At 51.0% G+C, this 24,563-nt stretch carries 17 protein-coding genes and 1 pseudogene; 13 read left to right on the top strand and 5 right to left on the bottom strand.

Annotated features, from left to right (window positions below):
- From B147_RS0100770 to B147_RS33365, 3 genes and pseudogenes are all read left to right on the top strand, one after another.
- A pseudogene (locus B147_RS0100770) lies at positions 1-537 on the top strand (IS701 family transposase); the annotation flags it as partial.
- A 706-nt stretch (positions 538-1,243) separates the two neighbouring features.
- Positions 1,244-2,137 carry a phospholipase D-like domain-containing protein gene (locus B147_RS0100780; RefSeq protein WP_020585355.1) on the top strand — a complete coding sequence of 298 codons (894 nt, stop codon included), beginning with the start codon at positions 1,244-1,246 and terminating at the stop codon, positions 2,135-2,137.
- On the top strand, positions 2,118-2,384 hold the full coding sequence (locus B147_RS33365) for a phospholipase D-like domain-containing protein (RefSeq protein WP_020585356.1): 267 nt from the start codon (positions 2,118-2,120) through the stop codon (positions 2,382-2,384). Before B147_RS0100780 ends, B147_RS33365 begins: the two co-directional genes overlap by 20 nt.
- A 20-nt stretch (positions 2,385-2,404) precedes the next feature.
- Here B147_RS33365 and B147_RS0100790 read toward each other — a convergent pair whose 3' ends face one another.
- From B147_RS0100790 to B147_RS0100800, 3 genes are all read right to left on the bottom strand, one after another.
- The gene (locus B147_RS0100790; RefSeq protein ID WP_020585357.1) at positions 2,405-3,109 is read right to left on the bottom strand and encodes a spermidine synthase; all 705 of its coding nucleotides are present in this window, start codon (positions 3,107-3,109) and stop codon (positions 2,405-2,407) included.
- A gap of 258 nt (positions 3,110-3,367) precedes the next feature.
- Positions 3,368-3,955, bottom strand: a complete 588-nt coding sequence (locus B147_RS0100795) for a DUF2293 domain-containing protein (protein ID WP_020585358.1) — start codon at positions 3,953-3,955, stop codon at positions 3,368-3,370.
- Positions 3,956-3,972: 17 nt separating this feature from the next.
- Entirely contained in the window at positions 3,973-4,281 is a 309-nt protein-coding gene (locus tag B147_RS0100800) for an HU family DNA-binding protein (RefSeq protein WP_020585359.1), read from the bottom strand.
- 487 nt (positions 4,282-4,768) lie between these two features.
- Here B147_RS0100800 and B147_RS0100805 point away from each other — a divergent pair, with 487 nt between their 5' ends.
- From B147_RS0100805 to B147_RS0100840, 8 genes are read left to right on the top strand one after another with little or no spacing between them, the layout of a single operon-like run.
- Positions 4,769-6,919, top strand: a complete 2,151-nt coding sequence (locus B147_RS0100805; protein WP_157237709.1) for a tetratricopeptide repeat protein — start codon at positions 4,769-4,771, stop codon at positions 6,917-6,919.
- A gap of 13 nt (positions 6,920-6,932) precedes the next feature.
- The gene (locus tag B147_RS0100810) at positions 6,933-7,235 is read left to right on the top strand and encodes a hypothetical protein (protein WP_020585361.1); all 303 of its coding nucleotides are present in this window, start codon (positions 6,933-6,935) and stop codon (positions 7,233-7,235) included.
- Complete coding sequence (locus B147_RS0100815) at positions 7,232-7,825, top strand: TlpA disulfide reductase family protein (protein WP_020585362.1); 594 nt, start codon at positions 7,232-7,234, stop codon at positions 7,823-7,825. Before B147_RS0100810 ends, B147_RS0100815 begins: the two co-directional genes overlap by 4 nt.
- 8 nt (positions 7,826-7,833) lie before the next feature.
- Complete coding sequence (locus B147_RS0100820; protein WP_020585363.1) at positions 7,834-10,224, top strand: metallophosphoesterase; 2,391 nt, start codon at positions 7,834-7,836, stop codon at positions 10,222-10,224.
- Positions 10,225-10,229: 5 nt separating this feature from the next.
- A complete protein-coding gene (locus B147_RS0100825) occupies positions 10,230-10,478 on the top strand; it encodes a hypothetical protein (protein ID WP_157237710.1) in 249 nt (82 codons plus the stop codon).
- Complete coding sequence (locus tag B147_RS0100830; RefSeq protein WP_020585365.1) at positions 10,471-11,808, top strand: hypothetical protein; 1,338 nt, start codon at positions 10,471-10,473, stop codon at positions 11,806-11,808. Before B147_RS0100825 ends, B147_RS0100830 begins: the two co-directional genes overlap by 8 nt.
- Positions 11,805-12,974, top strand: a complete 1,170-nt coding sequence (locus tag B147_RS0100835) for a radical SAM/SPASM domain-containing protein (RefSeq protein WP_020585366.1) — start codon at positions 11,805-11,807, stop codon at positions 12,972-12,974. The genes B147_RS0100830 and B147_RS0100835 overlap by 4 nt, the downstream gene beginning before the upstream one ends.
- Entirely contained in the window at positions 12,944-13,609 is a 666-nt protein-coding gene (locus tag B147_RS0100840; RefSeq protein ID WP_020585367.1) for a hypothetical protein, read from the top strand. The genes B147_RS0100835 and B147_RS0100840 overlap by 31 nt, the downstream gene beginning before the upstream one ends.
- Positions 13,610-13,677: 68 nt before the next feature.
- Here B147_RS0100840 and B147_RS0100845 read toward each other — a convergent pair whose 3' ends face one another.
- Entirely contained in the window at positions 13,678-14,244 is a 567-nt protein-coding gene (locus tag B147_RS0100845) for a PEP-CTERM sorting domain-containing protein (RefSeq protein ID WP_020585368.1), read from the bottom strand.
- Between the two features lie 77 nt (positions 14,245-14,321).
- Complete coding sequence (locus B147_RS29885) at positions 14,322-19,514, bottom strand: choice-of-anchor J domain-containing protein (protein WP_020585369.1); 5,193 nt, start codon at positions 19,512-19,514, stop codon at positions 14,322-14,324.
- Between the two features lie 309 nt (positions 19,515-19,823).
- On the opposite strand from B147_RS29885, the gene B147_RS27055 reads away from it, so the two are divergent.
- Both B147_RS27055 and B147_RS0100860 read left to right on the top strand, forming a co-directional pair.
- Positions 19,824-23,954 (top strand): cobaltochelatase subunit CobN, encoded by a 4,131-nt coding sequence (locus B147_RS27055; protein WP_020585370.1) that lies wholly within the window; start codon positions 19,824-19,826, stop codon positions 23,952-23,954.
- Complete coding sequence (locus B147_RS0100860) at positions 23,954-24,562, top strand: MotA/TolQ/ExbB proton channel family protein (protein WP_020585371.1); 609 nt, start codon at positions 23,954-23,956, stop codon at positions 24,560-24,562. The genes B147_RS27055 and B147_RS0100860 overlap by 1 nt, the downstream gene beginning before the upstream one ends.
- The last annotated feature ends 1 nt before the right edge of the window (position 24,563 follow it).

Here is a 24,563-nt window from a genome sequence, read left to right on the forward strand (position 1 = left end):
CGCCTGTATGTGCCGTCTCACAATGCCAAGCGTTTTGTGATCGCCATGCAGTATCCTGATGAGAAAAAACCACGTTATTTGTTAGCCTCTGACTTGAGTTGGAGAACATTGGATATTGTTCAAGCATACTTCTTCCGCTGGTTGATAGAGGTTTTCTTTGAGGACTGGAAAGGTCATGAAGGATGGGGCAAGCTGACCAAGCATACAGGCGAAGATGGATCTCGGAGTTCCTTGATCCTGAGTCTGCTGTTAGATCATGCATTGTTCTTCCATCATTACCAGAAAGCCCGCCTGGAAAACAAACTTCCTGCATGGAGTGTGGGAAGCCTATCCCAGCGGATTCATACAGAAGCCTTAGTTCAATTTGTCCAGGATTTCTGTGGAAACGAAATCAATGAACAAAAGCTTGATAAGTTAAAAGAACGCATTGATAATATTATTCCTTTCAATCCTTCTACAAAACATATGAGCAGCCGTATTTTTCCTCAAATGAAGCCATCTCCATCTTTGGAGCGCTTCCAAAAAAAAGTAGCCTGATTCTAATCAAGGATTGTTTGGCAGTCAAATTCAAAAAACTCGAACATCGAGTATCTCCTTATATTTTTCTTGGTCGAAAAAAAATTTGATAGCTATGACCATTTTTCAAAAATTGCAAGTGTTTCATGCTTCGTTNTGTCCGCTAGGACATGGGGGTTATATAAAAAAAAATGGCGAAAAGGCCAGCGTAAATTTATCACTGGTTGTCGATGAAATCATAGAAAATCTCAGGATAAAAGACTTGGTTTTTATAGAAAAAGGAATTGGCTCAAACATTGGATATTGCATTATACCCAAAAAAAATGGGCCAACCTGACGCCATCACACCTATCCCGAATAATTCATAAAAAAAGAGGTAAAATCTTTTAAAATAGTTTATAATTCAGTTGGTTAAACTAATTATAAAGAGAATTTTGCCCTAACAAAATGTACCACGAATCACATAGAATTCACAAGATGTAACGGGCCTAAAATTCAAGCAAATTTTAATAGCGGAGAAATTACTTCTGATGCCGGTGTTCTGCTTTTGAAGCAAGCCGATAGAATGATCGGTTTGACAAAACGCATCTCGATTAATGTTTTTTTGGAAAAACGCGGGCTAATAAGCACAGTAGCTCGATCGACACGAACCCAGGCGGTTCCTCCGATTATTGTGATATTTTGAGCAACCTTAACCATAGATATAATTAACAATTCTGAGGTTTAAATGAAAAAGGTATTAACAGCAGTGTTTACCATTTTCTGTGCAATGATCATTCTCGCCACCGTCCAAACAGCCATTGCAGCCACATTTGAAAATGGGAAAATAGAGGTTTACATCAGCACCCACAAAGACCTGTCCCAAGAGAATTACGTACTTGAAACAGAGATTATCCGTTTTATTGACGAATCGAAGGTATCCCTTAATATTGCCGTTCAGGAACTAAGATCTGGAAAAATATATTCCGGCAACCCGATCAAAGAAGCAGTCCAAAGGGCGGCGGCCAGAGGTGTCAAAGTTAATTTGATCCTTGAAAAGAGTTATTTAAAACCGGACACGGATAATCAAAAGACATTCGATGAATTTCAAGCAGCCGACAATATCCAAGTCAAAGCCGACGGCAATCCGGCTATTTTTCATGACAAATTCATTGTTCGGGACTACGACGAACCCGGCGCCGCTCTTTTAACCGGTTCCACAAACTTTACTGATACCGGAACAAGGCGCAACTATAACCACATCATCATTTTGCATTTTCCAAATACAAATCAAAAAAATTATGGCTTGCTCCGGGCTTATCGGGATGAATTTAACGAATTGTGGAATGGGATTTTTGGCAATAAGAATGATGGTCAGATGGGATCATTTCAGATAGGTAACACCAGGTTTAAAGTTCTTTTTTCACCAGACAATGACCCTGATGATTATTTGTTGGAAACCGTCGTTGGCGCCAAAGAGACTCTTGATATCATGATGTTTACCTTTGGACCCGGATGGATCCAATTCTCCACTGATGGCTGGCGTGGTCAATCGTTTCCAGGCAGTCAAATATGTCAATCGTCGCCAAACGAACGAACCCAAAATAAAAGTTCGGGTGGGAATGGAGCGTTCACAGTGTAGATACTGGTCCGCTTATCAAACATTTAAAAAGTTGGGGATACCCGTTAAGGTCGAAAATACATCTGCAAAACTACATCATAAAGTTGGCATTATTGATAACAAGACGACCATTTTGGGATCATACAACTGGACACTATCGGCTGACATTAAAAATGATGAGAATGTTTTAATCGTTAATAATCCGGAGATCGCTGGATTGTTTACGGATGCATTCAATGAACTATGGGAAATTGTTTTAACGGAATGATGATAATCACATTATTATTTTCATCCTGGCTCTCCTTCCGGTTTGACGGCGATCCATACCACATGCCGGCCGCCCCTGCCCGGGGCAACGGCGCTGACCGAGACAGCCCTTGCCTTGAATCCGCAGTTGGCGAGGCGGCGGGTAAAGACGGGATCGTCCCCGGCGGACCAGATGCCGAGGACACCGCCCGGGGTCAAGGCTCTGAGGGCGGCTTTCAGTCCGTTTTTGGCATAAAGGCGGTTATTGGCGTCCTGGGTCAGCCCTGCAGGACCGTTGTCCACATCCAGGAGAATGGCGTCAAAAGCGTCTGCCTGCCGATGGACTGTCGCCCCGACATCCGAAGTGTCCACCCTCACCCTGGGATCATTCAAGGGCATTCCGGCCAAGTGTCCGAAGACCGACCTGTTCCAAGCGATTACCTCCGGGATCAGTTCAGCCACAAGAATCCTTGCATCCGAAGGCGCCAGCGCCAGGGTTCTGGCCAGGGTATAGCCCATGCCCAGGCCGCCCACCAGGATACGCAATCCCGATCCCTGCCCTACCGTTTTCTGCCCCATATGCTCAAAGGCCAGGTTGGCCAGGGCCTCTTCTGACCCGTGCATCCGGCTGTTCATCAGTTCTGTTCCGCCGGTGCGGATGGAAAACTCCTCGCCCCGCCTCCGGAGAATCAATTCATTTTTCCGGCCCGGCACCGTTGCCCGGTCGATTTCTTCCCAAGGGATCATTCATAGTCCTTTATTGTTTCTGTAAACCGAAGGTACCCCTCCGTTAGCCCGATTTGCCTCCGGCCTTCCTGCCCAATGTTTTTACAGTCAACCGATACGACCAGGTTTGAGCTTATGCCTGGCCCCCGGCTTCCTTGGGGAGTAAAGCGTTTATGGTGCCGGCACCGCCCGAGGATGTTGTAACCGGCTGCAGCCGGTCTCGCTGGACTTTCAGTCCGCGAGGTCAATCACACCGTCTTCAAGACGGTGGTTGTTTAGTTATCTCGGAAAACGTGCCTCTCGTCGCTTTCCCTTTACACGTGAAATTTTCATTGAATCATATGCAGTGGTTTTATGTCGCATCCATGCAATTACAGCTGCTTCAGCTCTTTTATTAATAGGAATACGCTGGGTTCTTGCAACGGTTCCGCTGCCCACAGGAGTTGCGTGGGTGGTTATGATTTTTCCAAGGCGTCGTGCCTCTTTTTCATACCGGGGATGGAAATTCAAAAACTTGATGACCTCATCATTAAATTCCTGTGTATAGGCGGTTTGCTTGGCCTGTCTTCGTGCCAGTTCCCGCTTCCGCTCATTAGCATAGGCCGGTGTTGACCTCTTAGCAGCCACTTCCTGTTTTGCGACCAGGATATTATCTGCGGGAGCCCATATACCTTTTGAAATCATCCGTCTGCGGTATTTTACCTGGACCACCCATACGGGGCTCTTTGATTTTACTCGCCTCGTAACCGCGGCATCCCCTGCGGGCAAAAAAGCCCACCCTTCAGGCGGTGTCAGTTTTTCCCCTGATTCAGAATATAGTGTTCCTTCTGTAGGCCCAGGAGAAACACTTAAATGCTGATGTACCATTCACTGGGCCTTAATAATCATTTAAGTTTATGAGAAGACCGTTTTGAATTGGGATAATCGACCCTCTCCTTCAATTCTTTTCCTGGCTTGAAGAAAGGGAGCCTTTTTCCGGGAACCTTAACTTTTTTCCCAGTCTTGGGATTTCTGCCAGTGTAGCCGTCGTATTCTTTGATGAAAAAAGAACACAGTCCCCGAATCTCAATCCGGTCACCTTTAACCATAGTCTCAGTGAGGCTATCGAAAAACAGCTTCACCATGTCTGTGGATTCCTGTTTGGTCAGCCCTGTTCTATCTTTGATTGCCTGAATTAGTTCAAGCTTGTTCATACTCATTGCTCCCGTCATTATTTTTAGCGGGCCACATGTTTAGCTGGTTCTTTGAATTTTATCAAGTGGCAAAATTCAGCAACCAATTGAAATACAATTATATATAAAATTTGGATTTTATTTTACAAGATTTCGAAGGACATTGGAGAAGGGCCAAGCCCAACAATAGAAACGCCAGTGGCCATGATTTTTTTCGGAACAATAGCGACTGGTCATAGACAAAGGGCTCGCTCATTACCCAAATCAAAAACTCTGAAAAACAAGTAATATCAAAGTGTTGAATGTTAATAATAGTCTTGGTTCTGAATACAACATTGGGGATATGTCGATATTGATGTAGTCCTCAGTAAAAAGGTGCTGTCCTGTACTTATCAAAAGTATTTAAACGTCTCCAATTTTTATAGTGAATTGGTTATCTTAACAAAATTTTACTTGGATCGATGCTGTGTCTAATCCAATGCTAACTTGGTTGGGATATAGAAATCTGGTGCTTATAACACTATTAAAGGATCATATTAAAGTACCGGTGCATATTAACCCTGAAAATGGCGGTTCAACCGTCCGGATTTGTAATGAGTACCCCTATGAGAATTCATGGTACAGGTTTTTCCGTCTGGTGGGCGTTGCTTTAGTTACGGCCCTTTTAACCTTTGCAGCGGCAGGCTGTAAAAAACAGACAAACGATATCACAGCCCAGGATATAGAGGTGATCCGGGTGGAACGCAGACAGGCTACCATTGCCTGGACCACCGTTGACGCCTTTCAAGGAGAGGTATTTTATCGCACAGCTGCCGGCAACAACGCTGTAAAAGCGGTCAAAGAGGCTTTGTCCGGATCATTTCACCACCAGGTTGAGCTTACCAATCTGAAACCGGGAACACGATATACCTACTGGATAGACACCCCCGATAAACGATACCAGTTCCAGACCCGACCGGAAGCCAACACCCCTTTTTCATTTATCCTGGGAGCCAAGGGTGATTCTGAAACGATCCGGGCCATGGTAATGAATGAGGTACCGGACTTCATTATTGACGCAGGCCCTGTCTCTGAAAAGGGCATTGATCCCTTCCACCTGGTCCGGCCCTATGTACCCATATTTGATCATTTCGGTCCTAAACCCAAATTCCAGGGCGGGGGCAAACGGCCCCAGCCTGATTTTTGGTGTCTGGATTGGGGGGAACTGCATCTGTGGATTTCCAATTCCTCTGATTTTGACCGCCGGTCTTTGCCGGAATTTAATAAAGCAGGTCTCCAGGGGCTGGTTCTGGCAAGGGGTATGGCGGGTCTTGATGCGGAGCCGGCACTTGTGCCCCAATCTCTTTTGCACAACACCCTTGTCCGCCACAACCGGCAGCAAACGAGTCGGCCCGTGGTGTTTGTGCTGGTGAAAAGTATCGGAACCTGGCATAAAACCGCGGATGATATCACCTATATCGGTCTTCCCATGGGTACAGAGCAGATGCCCGGTGTCCGTATCGACGTGGGCCGGTACCAGGCGGATGCCGTGCTGTTGGATACACATCAAAAAATTGTGCTCAAAGCCCCTCCCCTGGAAGGCCGGATCTCCTGTGACGACTGTAGAAAATTGGCAGATCAAGGCGCCTATAATGCGGCCATAAAGGCGTATCAAACCTTTATTCAAAACCACGATGCCGGCCATTTCCAAATTGATGATGCCTATTTCGCCACAGCCAGGCTCTATGATGAAAAGCTGTTTGATTACCCATCCGCCATTCAATGGTATCAAGCCCTGATCCAAAAAGAGCCGAACAGCGGTTTGACGCCTTTGGCCCGGCAGCGGGTTAAATTCTTACAACACCGATCAGATTTTGACTATGAGCCCCTGGCCCGGTTTGAAAAGATCAAAACCACCCAGCCGATCGGCACCGATTCGACAACAAAGACCCTTGTTCAACACCTGGAACAGGCCCGGGCCATCGTGGATCAATACCCCACGGCTGTAGTGGCCCCGGCCGTTTTACACTGGCTGGGCATGGCGTACCGTGAAATTGATATTGACCGTGCCGTGGCAGCATTCGAACGTTTAAGCAAAAATTACCCGCACAGTGAAGAAGCGGACACTGCGGCCCTTGATATCGGTGATACCTATTATGATGCCGAGATCTATGATCCGGCAATCCAGGCCTATGAAAAGGCCCTGACCCGGCACCCAGGGATGCCCGGCATGTCCCAGGCCATTGATGCGAAAATCCAGCGAAGCAAACGCAATATCCGGCGGAAAACTTTCGGCAGGGCAACCCTCGCCTTGGTCTGCCTGATACCGCTGTTCATTGTGCTGATACCCCCCAAAGGGGTCTATTTTGGAGCGGTCCGTCGAGCGGTCTGGGCGCTTCCCATTATTTTTGGGGTCAATTTTTTGGGGGCCTGGGTGATCCATGAACAATTTATCTCCACCCTGCAGATGGTTGAACTGGCGTTTGGATTATCTATAGCGGCGGTATGGGGCGGCGCTGCCGGGGGCGCATTGATGGCCAAGATCGAAACCCCTGGTGTGGGTGCCGCTGTCATACGTACCCTGACCGGCCTTACAGCAGGGCTGACAGTATTTATCAGCGCAAGTTACCTGGCCGTATACATGGTGTATGAGCATTATTTAATTGTTATCAATATGTAAGGAAAAAATAGTTGTGACACGTTGTAAACGGCTCGACCGAAAAAGAATTGATTCAGGCCCGCTGCGTCAAAATAATCCGACCCGGGATACATCTGTCGGCAATGCCCCTGTCCGGGGAAAACTGCTGGCCGTTAAACAGGGGTATAATCCAAACTCCAGTTCTGTGGGCTCCCAGATATCCTTGTTTCTGGCCTTTACCATGGCCTCGGGGGGGATGACTGTGGCGGTTTTAATGCTGCTCAATACATTTGATAAACGTTTACGCAAAACGTTTAAAGAGAAAGACCGATGTGTGAAAGACCAGGGAATGGAATGAACGGCATCTCTATCATGAAGCCCCAGTGGAGTAAAGACAGTACGATGAACAGCGGTAGTTGCTTAAAAGGTGTTGGACCTTGGGGTGTTCTTCCGGTCTGCATTATGTTTTTTCTTTTTTTTACCGGGTGTGCAGGAAATAAACCTTTGGCCCAGGGGGATATCCTGCCCGCTTTTATGCTTCAGACCATTGATCATACCCGATTTTATGCCAACCGGCAAAAGGGGCATGTGACGGTCCTGGTGTTCTGGGCCACCTGGTGCAACTACTGCAAACAGGAGCTGATTGAAATAAAAAAATTACCGGCTCAGTTTGCCCCGGGCCGGGTGATGGTGGCCGGAATCTGTACCGATCCTGAAAACGCAGAGCAAATCAGACAGGTGGTCCAGGGATTCCATATTAATTTTCCCATGCTTCTGGATGAGGGGGCCCGGCTGTTCAAAAGGCTTGGGCTCAACGCCTACCCCACCACGGTGGCCGTTGATCCGGACGGCCGGGTTATCATGATTGCCAAAGGATTTAGCGAGACCGTTTACCATCAGATGATGTCAAAAATCACACTGGCCCTTGAAGCGGACAATAAAGGATAAACCACATTTTGTATCGAACCATTTCCCGATCATTTTCTGCCCGGCAAAACCATCTGCAGTATTTTAGGGCCATGAAGTTGTCTGTGGCCTGTTTACTGTTGACGGCTTTGCTGTTATTCCCGGGCTCTCTTTTGTGCGCTCCCGCCTTGGCAGATGAGCATAAATTATCAGACGAATTTTTGATCTCCCCTTATGTGTTATCCCCGGATATGATTTCGGCGGTGGTGGCCTTTCATCTGAAAACGCCCATGCCTGCCAAGGTGACGCTATTTATCGACGACAGCACCAGGCAATTTATATCAGACCAGGCCCGAAGCGCTCATTTTATCAAAGTGGACGGCCTTCGCCCCGGCGAGGTGTTCAAGTATGCCGTATCCGCGGGCAACGGACAAGTGAAGACGCCGGACAACGCTACCGGATTTACCATAAAAACGGCCGGCAGGCCCGGGGACTCCTTTCATTTTTGTGTGTTCGGCGATCCCCGGCCCGGGGATACGGGCTCAAGCCGTTTTCATCGGGAGGTCGTATCCCAGGTGGGTGAGCTTGAACCCGCCTTCTACCTGCTGCTCGGGGATATGGTGGACCAGGGCCGGGACCTCAAACTGTGGCAAAATTTTTTCAGCATCGAAAAAGAACTGATGGCTAAATCGGCAATATTTCCGGTTCTTGGAGATAATGATGTGGATTCGAACAAAGGGATCGGGGCCCGTTTTTTTCCTGCGCTTAAAAAGGGATGGTACGCATTTCAATGGGCCGGCATCAACTTTTTTGCCCTGAACGCCTGGGACAGCCGGGGGAACCAGGATACGGCTGAACTTGATAAAAACAGCGAACAGATGGTGTGGCTCAAACAGGAACTGGCACGGCCTGAAGTACAAAGCGCGCCGTTCAGGGTGGTCTTTATCCATGATCCCGTCTTCATCAGCCGGGGCCGGTCTGCGGATCTGCTTAAACGGGAATGGGCACCGGTATTTGAACAGGGCAATGTTGATATTGTGTTTTCCTCATGGCACTTATACGAGCGTTCCCATAAAAACGGGGTCACGTATGTGATCTCAGGAGGCGCCGGCGCAGAACTAATCTGGAATCCTCCGGACCCTGCCTATGCCTCCCAGGCCGAAGCCCGCGCCCATCATTTCTGCCGGGTGGATGTCAATCCCCGGTTTATGACACTTAAAGCCATGTCTGTTGACGGCACGGTTCTGGACGAACTGACCCTGACTCCGAAAACAGGGGCGGTCAGGATGGAACCGGAATCAGAACAGACCGCAGGGCAGATGAAACAGGAGATCTTTTTATCCGCAGGGCCCGATTCACCCACCTTGCCCCTGGTTCTGTTCTCCTATGACTGCCCCTTCTGCCGAAGGCTTTTGCAGCGGATTCTGCCTGCGTTGTCCCAATATTACCAGGTGAACATCAACATCTCTTATTTTGATTTAAGCCAGCCCGAAGCCTATGCGTTATTTCTTACGGCTGGCCAGGCATTTGGGCGCCAGGACGCCGATCTGCCCGCCATTTTTGCAGGTGCCCGGGTGATTGGCGGGGAAAACGGCATCAGGGAAAAACTGGCCCGGGAGATCGAAGCGTTTAAAAAGAATCCGGATAAATATAAGGCCGAGGCCATTCATCCTTTTGACAAAAAAATTGATGTCAAAGATGCCAAAACAGATGCGTTTCTCTCCCTGACCCCGGTGCTGACGGCCGTGGCCGGCCTGGTGGACGGGCTGAACCCCTGCGCCTTTGCCACCATCATTCTACTGGTCTCTTATCTCACCTTGTTCGGCCTGGACCAGCGCACCATTATCTGGGCCGGTGCCACCTTTACCCTTGGGGTGTTTCTGGCGTATCTTGCCATTGGCCTGGCCTTTTACCACGGGTTGCGGCAGATTCTGCTCAACAGCACCCTGTCCATGACCGTCAACACGGTGATGCTGACGGTGGTGGTGGTCCTGGCCGTGGTCAGCCTCATTGACGCCGTCCGGGTGATCCGGCAAAAGGAGGATTCAGCCCAGATATTGAAGATGCCCAAACCCTTTTCCTGGTTTATTGAACGCCTGATCCGGGGTGTTGTGAACCGGCCGGTGCTGATATTCGGCACCCCGTTTCTCCTGGGCCTGGTCATCTCAGGCCTGGAATTCACCTGCACCGGCCAGGTCTATGTGCCCATTGTCACCATGCTCACCGACCCTGCATACCGTCTCAAAGCCTTGGGGTATCTGGTGGTTTACAACCTGGCATTTATTATCCCCCTGGTGGTGGTCTTTTTCGGGGCTGCATTTGGGTTAAAGGTCGTTAAAACCGGCCAAAATCCCATGTTTATTTTTGCCTCCAAGCTGGCCCATGCCCTGCTGTTTGTGGTGATGTCCCTGGTGCTGACCTATAATCTTGGATGGATATGAGTATCATGACGCAACAATCCCGAAAGGGAAAAATTTTAAAGGTCAAACACGGGTACAACCCCAACTCCTCTTCCATGGGGTCTTTGATCTATGCGCTGCCGGTATCGGTGATGGTGATGACAGGGGGATTTGCTGTTGTTTCGGCCCTGATTCTCACTGCATTTGCCAAAAAGTGCCAGGGGAAAAATGTGAATTCCGGGCAAGATACAGGCAAAACAAATTCCGGTACGAAAGAGACATCGTCGGATGACTGATCGTAATGCCCTGACAACACCATTTTATTACGGACAGGTCATTGCCGCAAAAATCAACCTTGCCCTGGTGTGGGTGGCTCTGCTGCTGGTTATGCTGCCGACGGTGCCGGTTTTGGGCGATGATACGAATGGAACGGCGGACAGCGTGCTGCAACAATTGGAAATACTTGTCCATGCCAAAGCGTATAAACCCGTTGTCAAACTTTTTAATGAAACGATCAAAGACAACACCCTGCCGGCAGTCGAGCGGGCCCGCCTTTTGCTGGCCCTTTCAAACTTTTACCGGAACCAGGCCGGGGATGCGGCCAAGGCCCGGGTCCAGCTGAAAAAAATCACTTCCGAACCGGATTACAAACGCTTAAAAGCCTTTCACCTGGCCAATATTGAGCTTGTACGCATGGACCAGGCCTTGAATACCAATGCCGATTTTCACAACGTGTATCTGCATGCCAGAACCCTTGTGATGAAGCCCGGAGTCAGTTTTTCCCAACAGGATGCCAAAACCCTTGAAAATGATTTTTCAAAGCTGAAACAAGGCCTTGATCAGGTGTCGGCAGATTATCCGGTTTACAATATCCACTATCTTATGGGGATGATCCATTTGAAGCAAAACCGGCCGTTCAGGGCGGACCTCGCCTTTGGAAAAGCCCTTAAACTGCGTCCGGCCCTGTTTCTAACCGTTCCGGTGACACGGTTGAAACAAAATGCCCGGTACCAGTGGACCCGGCACCTGGGGCATCTTTTTGTCCTGGGCACAGCAGTATGTTTGATTCTGGGTCTGGTTGCAGGATTTTTTTTGACGCATCCCTGGCAATGGGTCCGCGGTGTCCATCTTGTTGCCGGGCTTATTTTGCTGGCTGCCTGGACCGGGTGTTTCTGGGGGACCCTGTACGCCTATGGCGGGGCTGGAAAACCCCGGGAGGTCGTGAACAAAGATGATTTTTTCCCACCTCCGGCCTATGTGGACTTCCGTTACAATGCCCCGGGGGCCATGCCTGTGTGGCTCTTATTTGCCCATGGTACTACTCTTGTGGCCGGCATCTATTTTTTAACTCTTTTTACATCAAAACTGCGAAAGCCCATGGCTGCGGTCAGCGTCAATCTGTTGTGCGCCTGTCTCGGGGCCGTGTCTGTGCTCGGACTTTTTTATCTTCGTCATGTGGACTTTAAAAGCCGGTATTATGCCGGCCAAAATGATCCGGGGTATTTTGCCTTCAGGATCAATGAACCAGAACCTTATTTGCTGACCAACCCGCTGAACTACCCGGTGATCGAACTGGATGCCGTGGAAGACCCCGAGCTGGTGAAATGGTTGGAAAGGTACCAATGAAATACCGGTATGAAAATTTCGGCGGCATTATCGCCAGTGATGATCCGCCGTTTCTGGCCTTTGTGGACCAGGAATATATGAGAGAACTGAAACTGCCTGAATCAAAAATCTGGGAAATCCCGAATCCCGATGTGGGGCTTTTATCCGCCCCCCTTGAAGTCCATATCGCTTTGACCAACCAATGCTCGGGGGACTGTCCCCACTGCTATATGGATTCGGCCGTTGCCGACCCCCAGGAGCTGGATACCCCCACCTTTAAAAAGGCCTTGAAAATTCTGGCCGACATGAAGGTATTCCATGTGGCGTTAGGGGGCGGTGAGGCCCTGGAAAGAGAAGATCTGTTTCAGATTGCCCATTACGCAAGACAGATCGGCCTTGTGCCCAACCTCACGGTGTCAGGCCGGGGCATCACGTCGGACATTGCACAGCAGATGACGGTATTCGGCCAGGTGAACATCTCCATGGATGGTACGGGCGATGCCTATGCCGTCTTCCGGGGCAAAGAGATGTTTGACACGGCGGACCAGGCCATTGACAATCTCATCAAGGCGGGTGTTCCCACCGGCATCAACACGGTGCTGGGCCGTCGTAATTTTGATCAGCTGCCGGACTTATTCACCTATGCCCGAAACAAAGGCCTCAATGAGATCGAAATATTGCGGTACAAACCTGCGGGGAGGGCCGCTAAAACCTACCGCCGGGAAGCCTGTACCCACGAGCAGAATATCGCCCTTGTGCCCCTTTTAGGGGAGTTGTCCCAAACCCATGGAATCCAGGCCAAAATCGACTGTTCGTTTATCCCCATGCTATGTTGGCACAACCCGCCCATGGAGGCCCTGACAGGGCTTGCCACCTATGGATGCGAGGCCGGCAACGTGCTTTTAGGCATCCGCAGCAACGGGGCTGTGGCAGGCTGCTCATTTCTTAAAGATTCGGGCATGAATGTATTTGACTATGGCGACGGTTATGTCCGGAATCCCGCTTTAAATCAGCTCATCACCTGGGAAGAGCGGGCCCCGGAACCGTGCAGATCCTGCCCATATCTTACGGTGTGCAAAGGGGGATGTCATGCCGTGTCCATGGAAGTATCGGGCCACCTCGATACCCCGGACCCGGACTGTCCCCGGGTGGTGGAATGGATGCAGGGAAAAGGGTGTCGGCCGTGACATTGGCCCACCCCAATATGGGTCTAAAGCGCTGGTCTATCAGCGGAGTGATTTTTTCAATTATTTTCTGGGTGACCATTGGGTGGATGACCGTTCAATGGCTGGGTGCAGCCGGAATTCTAAAAAATGAGGAAAACACTGGCCCTACCACGGCCCAGGCCCTTAAAGCTTACGCGTACATCCAGCAGATCAGCAGGGCCCAGGCCCGTTATCCGGACCGAATAAAACAGGTCCTGGGCCAACCGCAGTTTGCCCGGTTCATGGCCCATTTGTGGATCACACCGGACCACCGGGGAAACCAGGTTAAACTGGACCTGATTCCCCAAAAAATTGCCCTGGCCATGGATTACAACCAAACCCTGGACGGCTTTTTCTTTGTGGATATCCACCACAGGTTTAACGGCAGAGGCAAAAAATCCAATATCGACATTCAACAGGAGTGGGCGGTGGCCGCACTGCCGGGCAAGATGCCCAGCTCTGGTTTTCCATGCTTTCTGGCCGATGAGTCCGGCAACGTCTATGTGAAATTTTTTACGGCCCGGCCAATAACCTTTCCTGCAGTCCCGTTAAAACAGGGCTGGCAGAATATCTCATCCCCCAAAAAACTGAAAACACTTCTTAAATCAGGACGCTAAAAACAGTCATGCCCTGTGAAGGTTAACATCACAGGGCATAACTGTTTCAAAACAAAAGGCAACAAACGTTATGCACGCCGCCTTGCAAGCTGAGTCAGACCGAGCAGGCCAAAAGCCAGAAGCGTAAACGCTGAAGGCTCAGGAACTGCACTGGCGCTGGCGACACTGATGTTGAATCCGCGGGCTGTGGTTTCAACGGTATAAGCACTAATCCAATTATTGTTCTGGTCAACCAGGTCGATATATGAGAAATCATCCAGATTAACGGCAGCCAAGGCTCCGCCATCATCACTTGAAAGCGTGAGGGTCGCCAGAACAAAGCTGTCTGCCTGGCTGCTGAAATCTGTAAGCCAGGAAAAAATACTTACATCAAATCCGTCGCCGACAGCGGAAATACCGCTCCAATCCTCAGCATCGCCGGCATCAACAGAACCTAAGGCGTCAGTCACCGTATAACCATCAGTAGTCACTAATGCATTGTCATACTCAACAGTCAAATCAACAGCGGAAAGATCCACGGTACTCAGGCCACTGATGGAAATTTCCACGGTTGTCGTATCGGCAAACGCCGACGACGACATTCCCACAAGTACAATTACTAAAACCGTCAGTACATATTTTCTTACGTTAAACATCACTTGCTTCCTTTCTAAATTTTGTTTAATTAAAATCCCCTTGCCGGGGAACCCTGTCCCCCGGCAAGGGATTTTTTTTAAGGACGGGCACAGCGGCTGAGGGTACACAACCCTGTGGCTTTACGCGCATCCTTGATTGTAATTGTGCCATCGTTGTCAATATCACAGGCAGGACACACCGAGGCATCCTCACGCAGGTGACTGCGGATCACTGTGATGTCATCTTTGTCCACATCGCCATCACCATCAAGATCCCCCTCAACAATGGTGTCGGATATGATGCTCAAATCAATCCAGACCAGACGATGATCCGAACTTGCATCCGAATCCACCAGGTAGTAGACATCGTCTGTGTGGGTGGGCCAAAACACGCCGCCCTGTTTGATCTCAAACCCGTCGGCTGAAGGCAGGACATAGTCGGCTCTCATGGCCCAGGATGCCGTATCATCTTCATCAATACCGTAATCCACGCCACCGGTGCTTACCGGCACATAACTTGAGTTGATATTTTCGTTGTCAAGCAACTGCAAGATTGCGTTCTGGTAGGAATCTCCTTCATCCGGATCGGCATTCTGGTCGCCCAGGATCACAAATCTGGCATCTTCATCAATCCCGCCCATGAGGTTGTCATCATCATAGATGTAGTCGTCATAGCCCGGGGAGACATAGTCGGCCCAGAACCGGATTTCATCATGGTTCCGTTTGCCGTTCCAGTCGTAGAGACTTTCATCCTCATCGGCATCGCCGTCATCAAAGGTGGGCGGGGTGGGGTGAGCGCACAGCAGGTGGACGGTTTCTCCATTCACAGTCACGGGAATATCCCAATGACTCTTGGAGCTTAACCGAAAAATCGCCTGCTCGTCGGTATCATAGTAATTTGTGGGCAGGCTGCTGTCCGTCATATCCTTCCATAAAAATTTCTGGAAGGTCCGAACGTTCTCCTCATCAATGGGATACTTGGACAAGAAAGCCATGCCATACTGTCCATAAAAATCGCCATAGCCGTAGCAGTCGTCACCACCGCTTGTTGTGGACCCGTCGTTATTAAAGTCATATCCTGATTCAACACCGGTGTTGGACTCAGCAATAAAGCTATATGAAAATTCAATAGGGTCTGCACCATTCTGGCTGACGTTCAGATACTTTTGCTTTAACAATTCAAGGGCACTGCCGTCGGCCACGTAATCGAACTCGTTGAGCAGGATCACATCCGGGTTCACCCGCTGGATGATCTCGGCCACTTTCCGGATCTGCTCGTCGGTTCCGGATTCAAGGTCCGTGACAATCCGGCCTTCACTGGTGCGGTTCAGGTAGCAGTTAAATGTGGCGACCCTGAGGTCACCAGCTTTTTCCGGCAGGGCATAGGTGGTACCTTGTTCTACTGTGATCAGATCGGTTTTGCTGCTGCATGCCTGGGTACCATCGGCATCAGTGGCACACAGGGTCACCGAGTAAATACCGGCATTGGTGTAGGTATATACCGGATTGGCGTCCGTAGATGCGTCACCGTTTCCAAATGTCCATGCATAGGTGTAAGGTTCGGTACCGCCGTTCACATAGGCCGTGAACCCGACTTCGGCATCATGGGTGGTCACGGTATCGGGGCCGGCCGTAAAATTCACACTGAACGCGGTGGAAACTTTGCGAACCACCTGGACATTGTCCACACCGATGCGGGCGCCCTCGCCGCTTCCGGTACCTGTGGAGGTGTAGCGAAAGGCCACATATACGATGCCCGAGTAATCGCACAGATCAACGGTGACCGGTTTCCAGTCGTTATAGTAATCTGCGTCAAATTCAATGGTAACCGCATCCCAGGTAAAGGATGTGGGATCACTTTCACCGTCATAGTCGGTAGAGATCATCACCTGCAGTTCTGGGCCGCCGTATTTATAGTAAAAGTCAAATGTCAGTTCCGAACATTCAGACGCCGCCAGCAGCATGGCAGGAGAAATAAGCCAGTCATCACTGGGGCCATCTGCACCGTAACCATTGGCCACCGCGCCCTGTTGCCCGGCCTGCTCTTGGAGTATCCAGTCGGCGTCGCTGGCCACACTGTATACCGTAAAGCTTGAGGCCGAGATCAGGTCCTGGTCAAAATTTTCAGACAGGTAAGAGACCTGGTTGGCGCGGAACTCAAAATTATCCACTTCCCAGACACGGCCGTCGCCACCGCCGGTACCGGTAGATATGTAGTGGAAGGCAACCCTTGCTTTGGTGGGCTGGATGACGACATCATCAACGCCGATGCGGGCGCCATCTCCTGAAGCGGTTCCGGTGGTCGTATACAGGAAGGCCACGTAAACCGTGGCATCAGCGGCAATCTCATGGGTAATACTCACATTTTTCCATGCGCCATAAACATCATCGTGGGCAACGGAATAACTTTCCCAGGTGGCCAGATTCGGATCTCCGCTGCCGGCATAATCCGTGGAAATCATGACCTGAAGCTCTGGCCCGTCGTATTTGCGGTAGAGGTTAAAGGCAATTTCAATCTCAGATCCGGCACCCACAGTGAAGGCCGGTGAAATCAGCCAGTCTTCGCTGGCGTCGTCAGCACCAAACCCATTGGCCACTGCACCTACTTTCCCGGCCTGCTCCTGGATGACCCAGTCGGCATTGCTGGCCACGCTGTAAGGGGTGAAGCTGCCGAAATCAACGTCAAAATCGACTGTAGCCAGGTCAAAGCTCAGCTCTCCTGTGGTCTCAAAGGTATAACTGCCTGTGGTGGGCATTGTGGCGCCCATGAAGACCCAGTGGGCATCGCCCGGGTTGGTGTGGACCTCGGGATCATAATTGTCGGAAACCAGCACCTCGATTTCAGGGCCGGAGTAGTTATATGCCAGATCGGCGGTGACATACTCCCCGTCATAGGCATAGAGGTTCAGCTCAGGTGAAATCAGCCAGTCGTTACTGGCTTCATCGGCCCCATACCCGTTGATACGGGCGAACCAGTCACCGGAGCCGGTGGGATATTCATACGCATGCCAGTCGGCATTATCCCCGGAACTGGCAACACTGACAGTTGTGAACTGGCCAAATGATCCGGTATTAAAATCCTCACCGTAGACAAGGGGCGTAGAGGCCACGGCAGTGGTGACGGCCAGCTCATCGCTGAAAGCTGACAGGCCTGCGGCATTAAAGGCTCTTACTTTATAAGTATAGGTGGTTCCCTCACTGAGCATGGTATCGCCGTAGGTTGCCGTATCGGCGGCCATGGCAGGCTCAAGAATTTCCCAGGCACCGTCTGCTATTTTGCGCCAAAGCTCATACCCCACTTCATCGCCGGCATTGTCCGTCCACGACAGATCAATTGTAGTGGTGGTCACATCAACCGGGACAAGGCCGGTGGGGTCTGCTGGGGCCGTACCGGTTGTATTGGACTCAACCCCGTAAAGAACAAGATCAAAACTGGTATCGGAACTTGTCGCGCCGCTCTGGTGAACCTCCACGGCAACGGTGTTTGATCCTGTAACCAGCAGCGAAGGATCCAGATTGTATTCATAATAGGTGGTTTCGCTGCCGGCATCATTGGCAAGGGTGGTATAGGTGATGTCACCGTCAGGCATGCTGGACCGGGCAGCTTCAGTACCATTAATATATAGTACGGCTCCGTCGTCCCGCAGCATCATCACTTTGAGTTTGATCACCTTAGCCGCATCAGCAACCGTAAAGGTTTTACGGAAATATGCGGTAATATTTTTGTTATCAGCATCATCACCGTAACTGATTACCGTGGTTTCATCACCGTCACCGTATCCCAGCTGGGCATCTCCACTGGCCCATGCGGAATCATCAAAGCTGGTTCCAGCCCAGTCCGTTCCCTGGTCAGACCCGTCATCCAGGTATTTCCAGTTGGCACCGGTGGATATGTATTCAACATTGTTAATCTCTGCGCCACTGAAAAGGTCACCCGTGGCATTCAGGGTAACCACCTTGCCTGCCAAAGGTTTCCACAGGATTTCATCCAGCCCGGCAGGCACGGCAAAGGCGTCGGCATCCTGGGCAGCCTGGGTCAGCTCCGCCACATCATCCATGTCATATCCCAGCGCCGGATTGCCGTCTGTATCATATTGGCCGAATTTCACGGTGCGGATATAGATGTTGGAGGCATTGGCCTGGATCAGCTTAAACTGCCAGAAGGTGTCTGAAGACAGGGTCCAGGGTTTGTCATCATCATTGGCCCGGTGGGGGGCACCCCAAGAGCCTTCACCGATAAACATGGTACCGGCGGCATCATCTCTTACAAAACTTTCGTAAGATCCTGCATCTTCACTGGGCGCCACAGGATAGGTATATTTAACCAGATGGGAATCGCAGTCAATGACCAGGTCCATACCATTGTCATACATGGTCTGGGCCCAGGCGTCGATTCTGCCTGTGCCTTCAGCTTTGTCGCTCTGGTGGGGCCGCATGGGCCGGTGGAACTGACCGATTTTCCAGGTGTAACCGGGATTGGCCGCCATATCAGCGGCCAGCCAGTTGGCCTGGTCATTCCATTTGGTATCGTCCTGGTCCGTGAAGGCACCGTATCCCACACCAGGTTCAAGCTCGGTGTTCAAGGAGTACAAACGCATCATGGTGCCGCCCACGCTTGCCGCATAGTAGGCATCGGCGTTAGGCATATTGAAGATGAGCTGTACAAACTCGGTCATGTCATTTTCGTGGTTGCCGTGGGATGGGATAATGGGATACATGCGGTTGTCCGAAGAGATGGTCAACTGCCAGTCATCAAGCCATTCACGCATCTCATCGTTGGTGCAGTCATCGTGGTAGTCCCCGCCAAAGGCAACAAACAGCGGGCGCAGTTTGGATACCAGGGTGTTGCCCCACTGCCGGGGCTCCTGGTGGGTCCTTGAATCGCCGCCGGATATAAAAGTGATGGCTTTGGGCGTATTGGGTGCGGTTTTAAACCAGTAAATGGTATTGTCGCCCTGGGAATCATAGGTCCTGAAATAGTAGACCGTATCCGGCTGCAGGCCTGTAAGATCGCAGAAGTAGCTGACCAAGGGGGCGCCCTCTGCACTGGAGGTGTTGTCATAGGTCCGGGTTACATCCGGAACCTGGGTGGTGTAGGTGGCCAACGCCGGGTCGGTACCATATTTGACACCGTAGGCTTCACCCGATGTCTGGCACCACCCGATGGTCATGGCGGTGGCCGGATCGGATGTCCAGGACAACCTGTATTTGTCACTGCCGGCAAAGGCGCTCTGGGTGACCCCAAGCACCGCAAGCCCCAGCAGCACGCATAGAGCCAATCTTAACTTCATTTTCTTTTCCCCTTTTTTGTAAATTTGCGTTTTCTTTAAATGCAACAAAACGAACTACTTCTTTTCCAAAAACACAAAATAGCGTGAAAACAATAGAGGGAAATTAGGTAAATATTAGAATTAACCCCCGGATGTTATGAAACAGTTAACATGTTGTTCATTAAATTAAGACGGGCAAAACCCGGGGTCGGTTAGTTTTTTATTTAAACCCATTCTTCTCATCAAACCCGAACATTCCTGTGATCTTCTCAGTCGTCGAACTAAAAATACCGACCTGTAAAATAAACTTAAGATACCCAAGGATTTACCATGCATTGGATCGTCTCCTGCAGCAGGCAAAAGAAAATATACTTAACAGCGCTTTTTCTTTGTGCATTGTCGGCAACATTTTTACCTGAACTCACAGCAGCAGTCCACGAAGCTGAAAGTGTGAGCCAGGTCAAGGCAGAGTTCAAAATAGGGGTGATCGGCATGGCCGGGGGGGCGGTCGAGGCCATGTCCGAGGCTCAGAACCGATTAAGCGTAGATATACAAAAGGTTGAACCCGGCACCTTTGCCGCAGACCCGCTGCCGGAGCTGGCCGGCTTTGATCTGATTTTTGTCTCGTTTGCCGCAGGTGATTACAAAAAAAATTATAAACGCGCCGTTGTGTCCGCTAAAAAGAAAAACCCCGATTTAAAGATCTTTTGTGTGGGCCCGCCCCATCTGTACCAAAACTGGGCGGACTGGATCGGTCCTGAAAACGTCATCCTTGATAAAAAAATGGCCGCCTATTACGGGCTGTCCTGGCAATCCATGGGCGACATGGTGCAGTTTGCCCTGGTTAATTATTTTGGCAGAAAGGCCACGGTGCCCCAACCGGGTCAGGGCGAACTGGTGCGTATTTACCACCCGGAATACGGGCAGTTGGCGTCGGTTAAACAGTTTTTTGACCAGGCCGCCCAGGCCGGCTGGGACATTGAGACCACCCCGCGTGTGGTAATCGGCTCCTGGCGGCACCATGTGCTCTTTCACCAGCCCCAGGTGATCCGAGCATTGATGGATGAGTTGAAAACCCAAGGGATATTATCGGTGTGTCTGGTGGCAGATGATCCCACGTTTCGGCAGCACTTGATCGAATTTAAACCGGATCTGGTGATCATGACCTCCCATACCCGGGAGTCGGTGGATTTCTGGAAAACCCTGAATGTGCCCAGAATTCATGCCCTGTGGTTCACCGAAGAGTCCATTGCCCAATGGGAGACCAACAACCGTCCCGGCATGAGTGTGGGCCGCCAGGTGCACCAGATCACATCTGCGGAACTCAAGGGCGCCACCGAGTGCCTCACTTCCGGGGGTACAAAATCAGGGCATGACAGCGGCGAACAGATTGTTCCCATTCCCGATCGGATTCAACGCATCTGCGGCCGGGCCAAGAACTGGATCGCCCTTGAAAAAAGGCCCAATAACCAAAAAAAAATTGCCCTGGTCACCTATGACCGGGTGGCGGACAAACTCAGCCTGATGAGCGGTCCCCACCACTGCCTCAATGCGCCTAAAAGCATGTTGCGACTCTTAGAACGCCTCAAGGCCGAAGGGTACACCACTGCCAACCTGCCCGCCGATGAAACCGAACTGCTGGACCGGCTCATCGACCATGGCCGCCAGATGGGCACCTGGGAGCCGGCCACCCTGGATGCCCTGGCCAAAAGCGGTAAAGCGGTGCTGATCCCCTTGGAAACCTACCAGAAGTGGTTTGAAACCAAGGTGCCGGAGTGGCGCCGCCAGGAGGTGATCAAGTATTGGGGACCGCCGCCGGGCGACCTTATGATGTGGACGTACAGCGGTCAGAAATACCTGGTCATTCCCCGGCTGGACCTGGGCAACCTGGTACTGCTTACCCAGCCCCCCAAGGGCGAGGCGTTGACCGCCACCACAAAAAAGGAGATGGACGAGACCATTTTACCGCCCACGCACCACTATCTTGCCACCTATTTCTGGCTCCAGGAGGAATTTAAAGCCGATGCCGTGGTCCACTTCGGCTCACACGGCACCGAGTGGCTGTTTGAAGGCAAGCAGGCGTTTATGTCAAAATCAGACTGGAGTGACATCCTGTTGGCAAACATGCCCAACATAAACCCATGGCTCTCCAGCAACATTGCCGAACATACCCCCTGCAAGCGCAGGGCTTACGCCGTTACCCCGGACTTCATGCCCCCGCCCCTGATGGATGCGGACCTGCCCGAAAACCTGTTGAATATGGAATCCACCATCACAAAATATCTGGCCCTGGATGAGGGGGCCTTGAAAGCCAAATTTGCCGACACCATCACCGCACAGGTGAAATCGAGCAACCTGGATGTGGAATGGATCATGTCCTCCGGTGAGAAGGATCTGTCCGTGCGCCTGGAAAAACTGCGTTCCATGGCCGGATTCACCCTCAATGATGCCCAGATCAGACGGATCGGTGTTTACCTGCATGACCTGAAAAATCAGAAGATCCCTTCGGCCATGCACACCCTGGGCAAAGGGCCGGACGATAAACTGCTGATCCCATACATTGTCCAGTGCGCAGGGAAGCGCTTTACCAAAGCGCTGGCAGGGTTGGCTCCGGACAATGCGTCCGCTGCCGGAAATGGGGATGCCCCAGAAGATACAATGCACGGCAAAGCCCTTGAAATCCTGGATTTAATTCTGCACAGCGGTTTTTCCAACCGAGAGGCCGTTAAAGGTGCCGGGTTGACGGTGACAGGCAAAAAACTGCCTGAACCGGTCCGCGAAGGGCTTGAACTTGCCCGGCGGCTGTACAAGGAGATGAGCGATCCCAAAATGGAGATGGACAGCATCATCAATGCCCTGGACGGCCAATTCATTGTCCCTGGCTCTTCGGGCAGTCCCGAACGCAACCCGGGTGTAATTCCCACCGGCAGAAACATGGTGGTGCTCAATCCAGCCGAACTGCCCACCCGGGCATCCTGGGAGCTTGGCACCCAATTGATGAAAACCTATCTGGCCAACGAATTAAAGGCAAAGGGCCGTTACCCTGAAAAAATTGCTTTTTCCCTGGTGCCCTATGCCACCTACAGTGATTACGGGATCACCGAGTGCCAGATTTTGTATCTGATGGGGGTGCGTCCGGTGTGGGATACAAAGAACCGGGTGCGGGATGTGGCGTTGATTCCCGCAAAAGAGTTGGGACGGCCCCGCATTGATGTGTTCTTGTCGGCCCGCAGCGTGTACAGAGAAGAGCTGCCCTCCCTGATGAAATTTATGGATAAGGCCATCCGGCTGGCAGCCTCCCACAAGGAAAAGGACAACTATGTCTACCGCAACAGCCAGGCCATCCAGTCAGCACTGACGGCATCGGGCCGGTCTGAAAAAAGCGCCCACGCCCTTTCTTTGGCACGCATGTTCGGCACGGAAAAGGACGAAATCCAGGACAGCCACAACTGGTTTTTCTACCTGGCCGACCGAACCGGGGAATGGGACTCCCGAAAGGATCTTCTGGATGTATACCTCAAGTATTGCAAGCATGTGTATACCAAAGACCACTGGGGTGAAAGTGCGCCCCAGGCCTTTGACCAGGCCATCCAGGGCACCGAGTCCATCATCAGAAGCTGGTATGACAACCGTGATTTTGCCCTGGGAAATAAATTTTCCTGGTGGGTGGAAGGGATGATGTCTTTGGCCATCAAAGAATCAACCGGTAAAGAACCGGACTATCTGTACATGGATGTGCGCAATCCCGATAACGCACGGGTTGTGCGGGCCGAAGATGCCGTGAAGATGGATCTCAACTCCCGGCTGCTCAATCCCAAGTGGATAAAAGCGTTGATGAAAGAGGGGTATGCCGGGGCCACGGTGCTGGCCAAGGATACCGGTAATCTCATGGGTTGGGAGATCACCCGGGAAAATACCATCACCGACCGGGACTGGCAAAAAGTCACCGATGTCTATGTAAACGACACGTTTGATCTGGGGCTTTTCCAATGGTTTGAAAAAAACAATCCCCATGCGTTCCAGGACATCACGGTGACCCTGCTGGAAACCGTGAGAAAGGGGTATTGGCAGGCCGATGAACAGACCCTGGAGCAGATTGTTCGGGCCTATGCCCAGTCTGTTGTGGATCACGGCACAGGCTCGGGCATTAGGGCAGGCGGCAATGAAAAGCTTGAACAATTTGTAACCCGGCAACTGACAGCCCCTGGGAAGCCCGAACTCAATACCCTGGCCGAACCTTTCAAAAAGAAGGTAGCCCAGATGACACTGCCTCCGGAACAGACCCAGGGTGAGCAGCAGGTGCAGGGAAAGAAGATGGTCCATGAGCAGATGGAACAACCAGATAAAACAAAGGAAGAAAGCAACACCGCCCATAACCACATGATGCTGTATCTCATTGCCTTGGGTATACTGGCCATTATTCTGGCCGGATTTGTTGTGAAAGGGGCAAAGAAAAAATAATGCCCATTTTAATGGAAATACTGTTCCAGATCACCATGGTACTCAAAATACCTGTGGTGGTCTGCCTGTTATTGCTCTTTGCGGTTATCCTGTTTGAAACCGGCATGTTCCTGAACGAATGGGTCAATCGCAGGGCCAAATCCGGTCAATGGGAAACCTTTCAGGATACATTTATCTTAAAACCAATCACCCCGGCCCGGATACTGGAAACCCTGTCCGGGAACCTGCAGATCTGTCCTGAAACCGTGGCTGCTTTTTTGGAAAAAGCAGGTGAACACCCTGAAAATTCGGCCTATCTGGAAAAGGTATTTACAGATGTGGAGATGGAGGCGGCCCGCAGGTGCCGGCTGGTTCAGCTTGGGGTGCGCCTTGGGCCCGTACTGGGGCTGATGGGGACCTTAATCCCCATGGGGCCGGCATTAATGAACATTTCAACAGGCAACCTTGAAACCATGGCCCAAAATCTGATTATGGCATTTTCCACCACCGTGATCGGACTTTTAACCGGCTCGGTCTGCCTGGTAATCCTGGTGGTACGCCAGCACTGGTACAAAATGGATATTGCGTTTCTCGACAACCTGTTTCAGCAAATCTGTCCCGGGGTATAGC

It is taken from the genome of Desulfobacter curvatus DSM 3379, from assembly GCF_000373985.1.
GTDB classification, from domain to species: Bacteria; Desulfobacterota; Desulfobacteria; order Desulfobacterales; family Desulfobacteraceae; genus Desulfobacter; species Desulfobacter curvatus.

Excerpts from the sequence above, each read along its gene's own strand:
- B147_RS0100780 (WP_020585355.1), top strand. The coding sequence starts at position 1,244 with ATGAAAAAGGTATTAACAGCAGTGTTTACCATTTTCTGTGCAATGATC.
- B147_RS33365 (WP_020585356.1), top strand. The coding sequence starts at position 2,118 with ATGGAGCGTTCACAGTGTAGATACTGGTCCGCTTATCAAACATTTAAA.
- B147_RS0100790 (WP_020585357.1), bottom strand. The coding sequence starts at position 3,109 with ATGATCCCTTGGGAAGAAATCGACCGGGCAACGGTGCCGGGCCGGAAA.
- B147_RS0100795 (WP_020585358.1), bottom strand. The coding sequence starts at position 3,955 with ATGGTACATCAGCATTTAAGTGTTTCTCCTGGGCCTACAGAAGGAACA.
- B147_RS0100800 (WP_020585359.1), bottom strand. The coding sequence starts at position 4,281 with ATGAACAAGCTTGAACTAATTCAGGCAATCAAAGATAGAACAGGGCTG.
- B147_RS0100815 (WP_020585362.1), top strand. The coding sequence starts at position 7,232 with ATGAACGGCATCTCTATCATGAAGCCCCAGTGGAGTAAAGACAGTACG.
- B147_RS0100825 (WP_157237710.1), top strand. The coding sequence starts at position 10,230 with ATGACGCAACAATCCCGAAAGGGAAAAATTTTAAAGGTCAAACACGGG.
- B147_RS0100830 (WP_020585365.1), top strand. The coding sequence starts at position 10,471 with ATGACTGATCGTAATGCCCTGACAACACCATTTTATTACGGACAGGTC.
- B147_RS0100835 (WP_020585366.1), top strand. The coding sequence starts at position 11,805 with ATGAAATACCGGTATGAAAATTTCGGCGGCATTATCGCCAGTGATGAT.
- B147_RS0100840 (WP_020585367.1), top strand. The coding sequence starts at position 12,944 with ATGGATGCAGGGAAAAGGGTGTCGGCCGTGACATTGGCCCACCCCAAT.
- B147_RS0100845 (WP_020585368.1), bottom strand. The coding sequence starts at position 14,244 with ATGTTTAACGTAAGAAAATATGTACTGACGGTTTTAGTAATTGTACTT.
- B147_RS29885 (WP_020585369.1), bottom strand. The coding sequence starts at position 19,514 with ATGAAGTTAAGATTGGCTCTATGCGTGCTGCTGGGGCTTGCGGTGCTT.
- B147_RS27055 (WP_020585370.1), top strand. The coding sequence starts at position 19,824 with ATGCATTGGATCGTCTCCTGCAGCAGGCAAAAGAAAATATACTTAACA.
- B147_RS0100860 (WP_020585371.1), top strand. The coding sequence starts at position 23,954 with ATGCCCATTTTAATGGAAATACTGTTCCAGATCACCATGGTACTCAAA.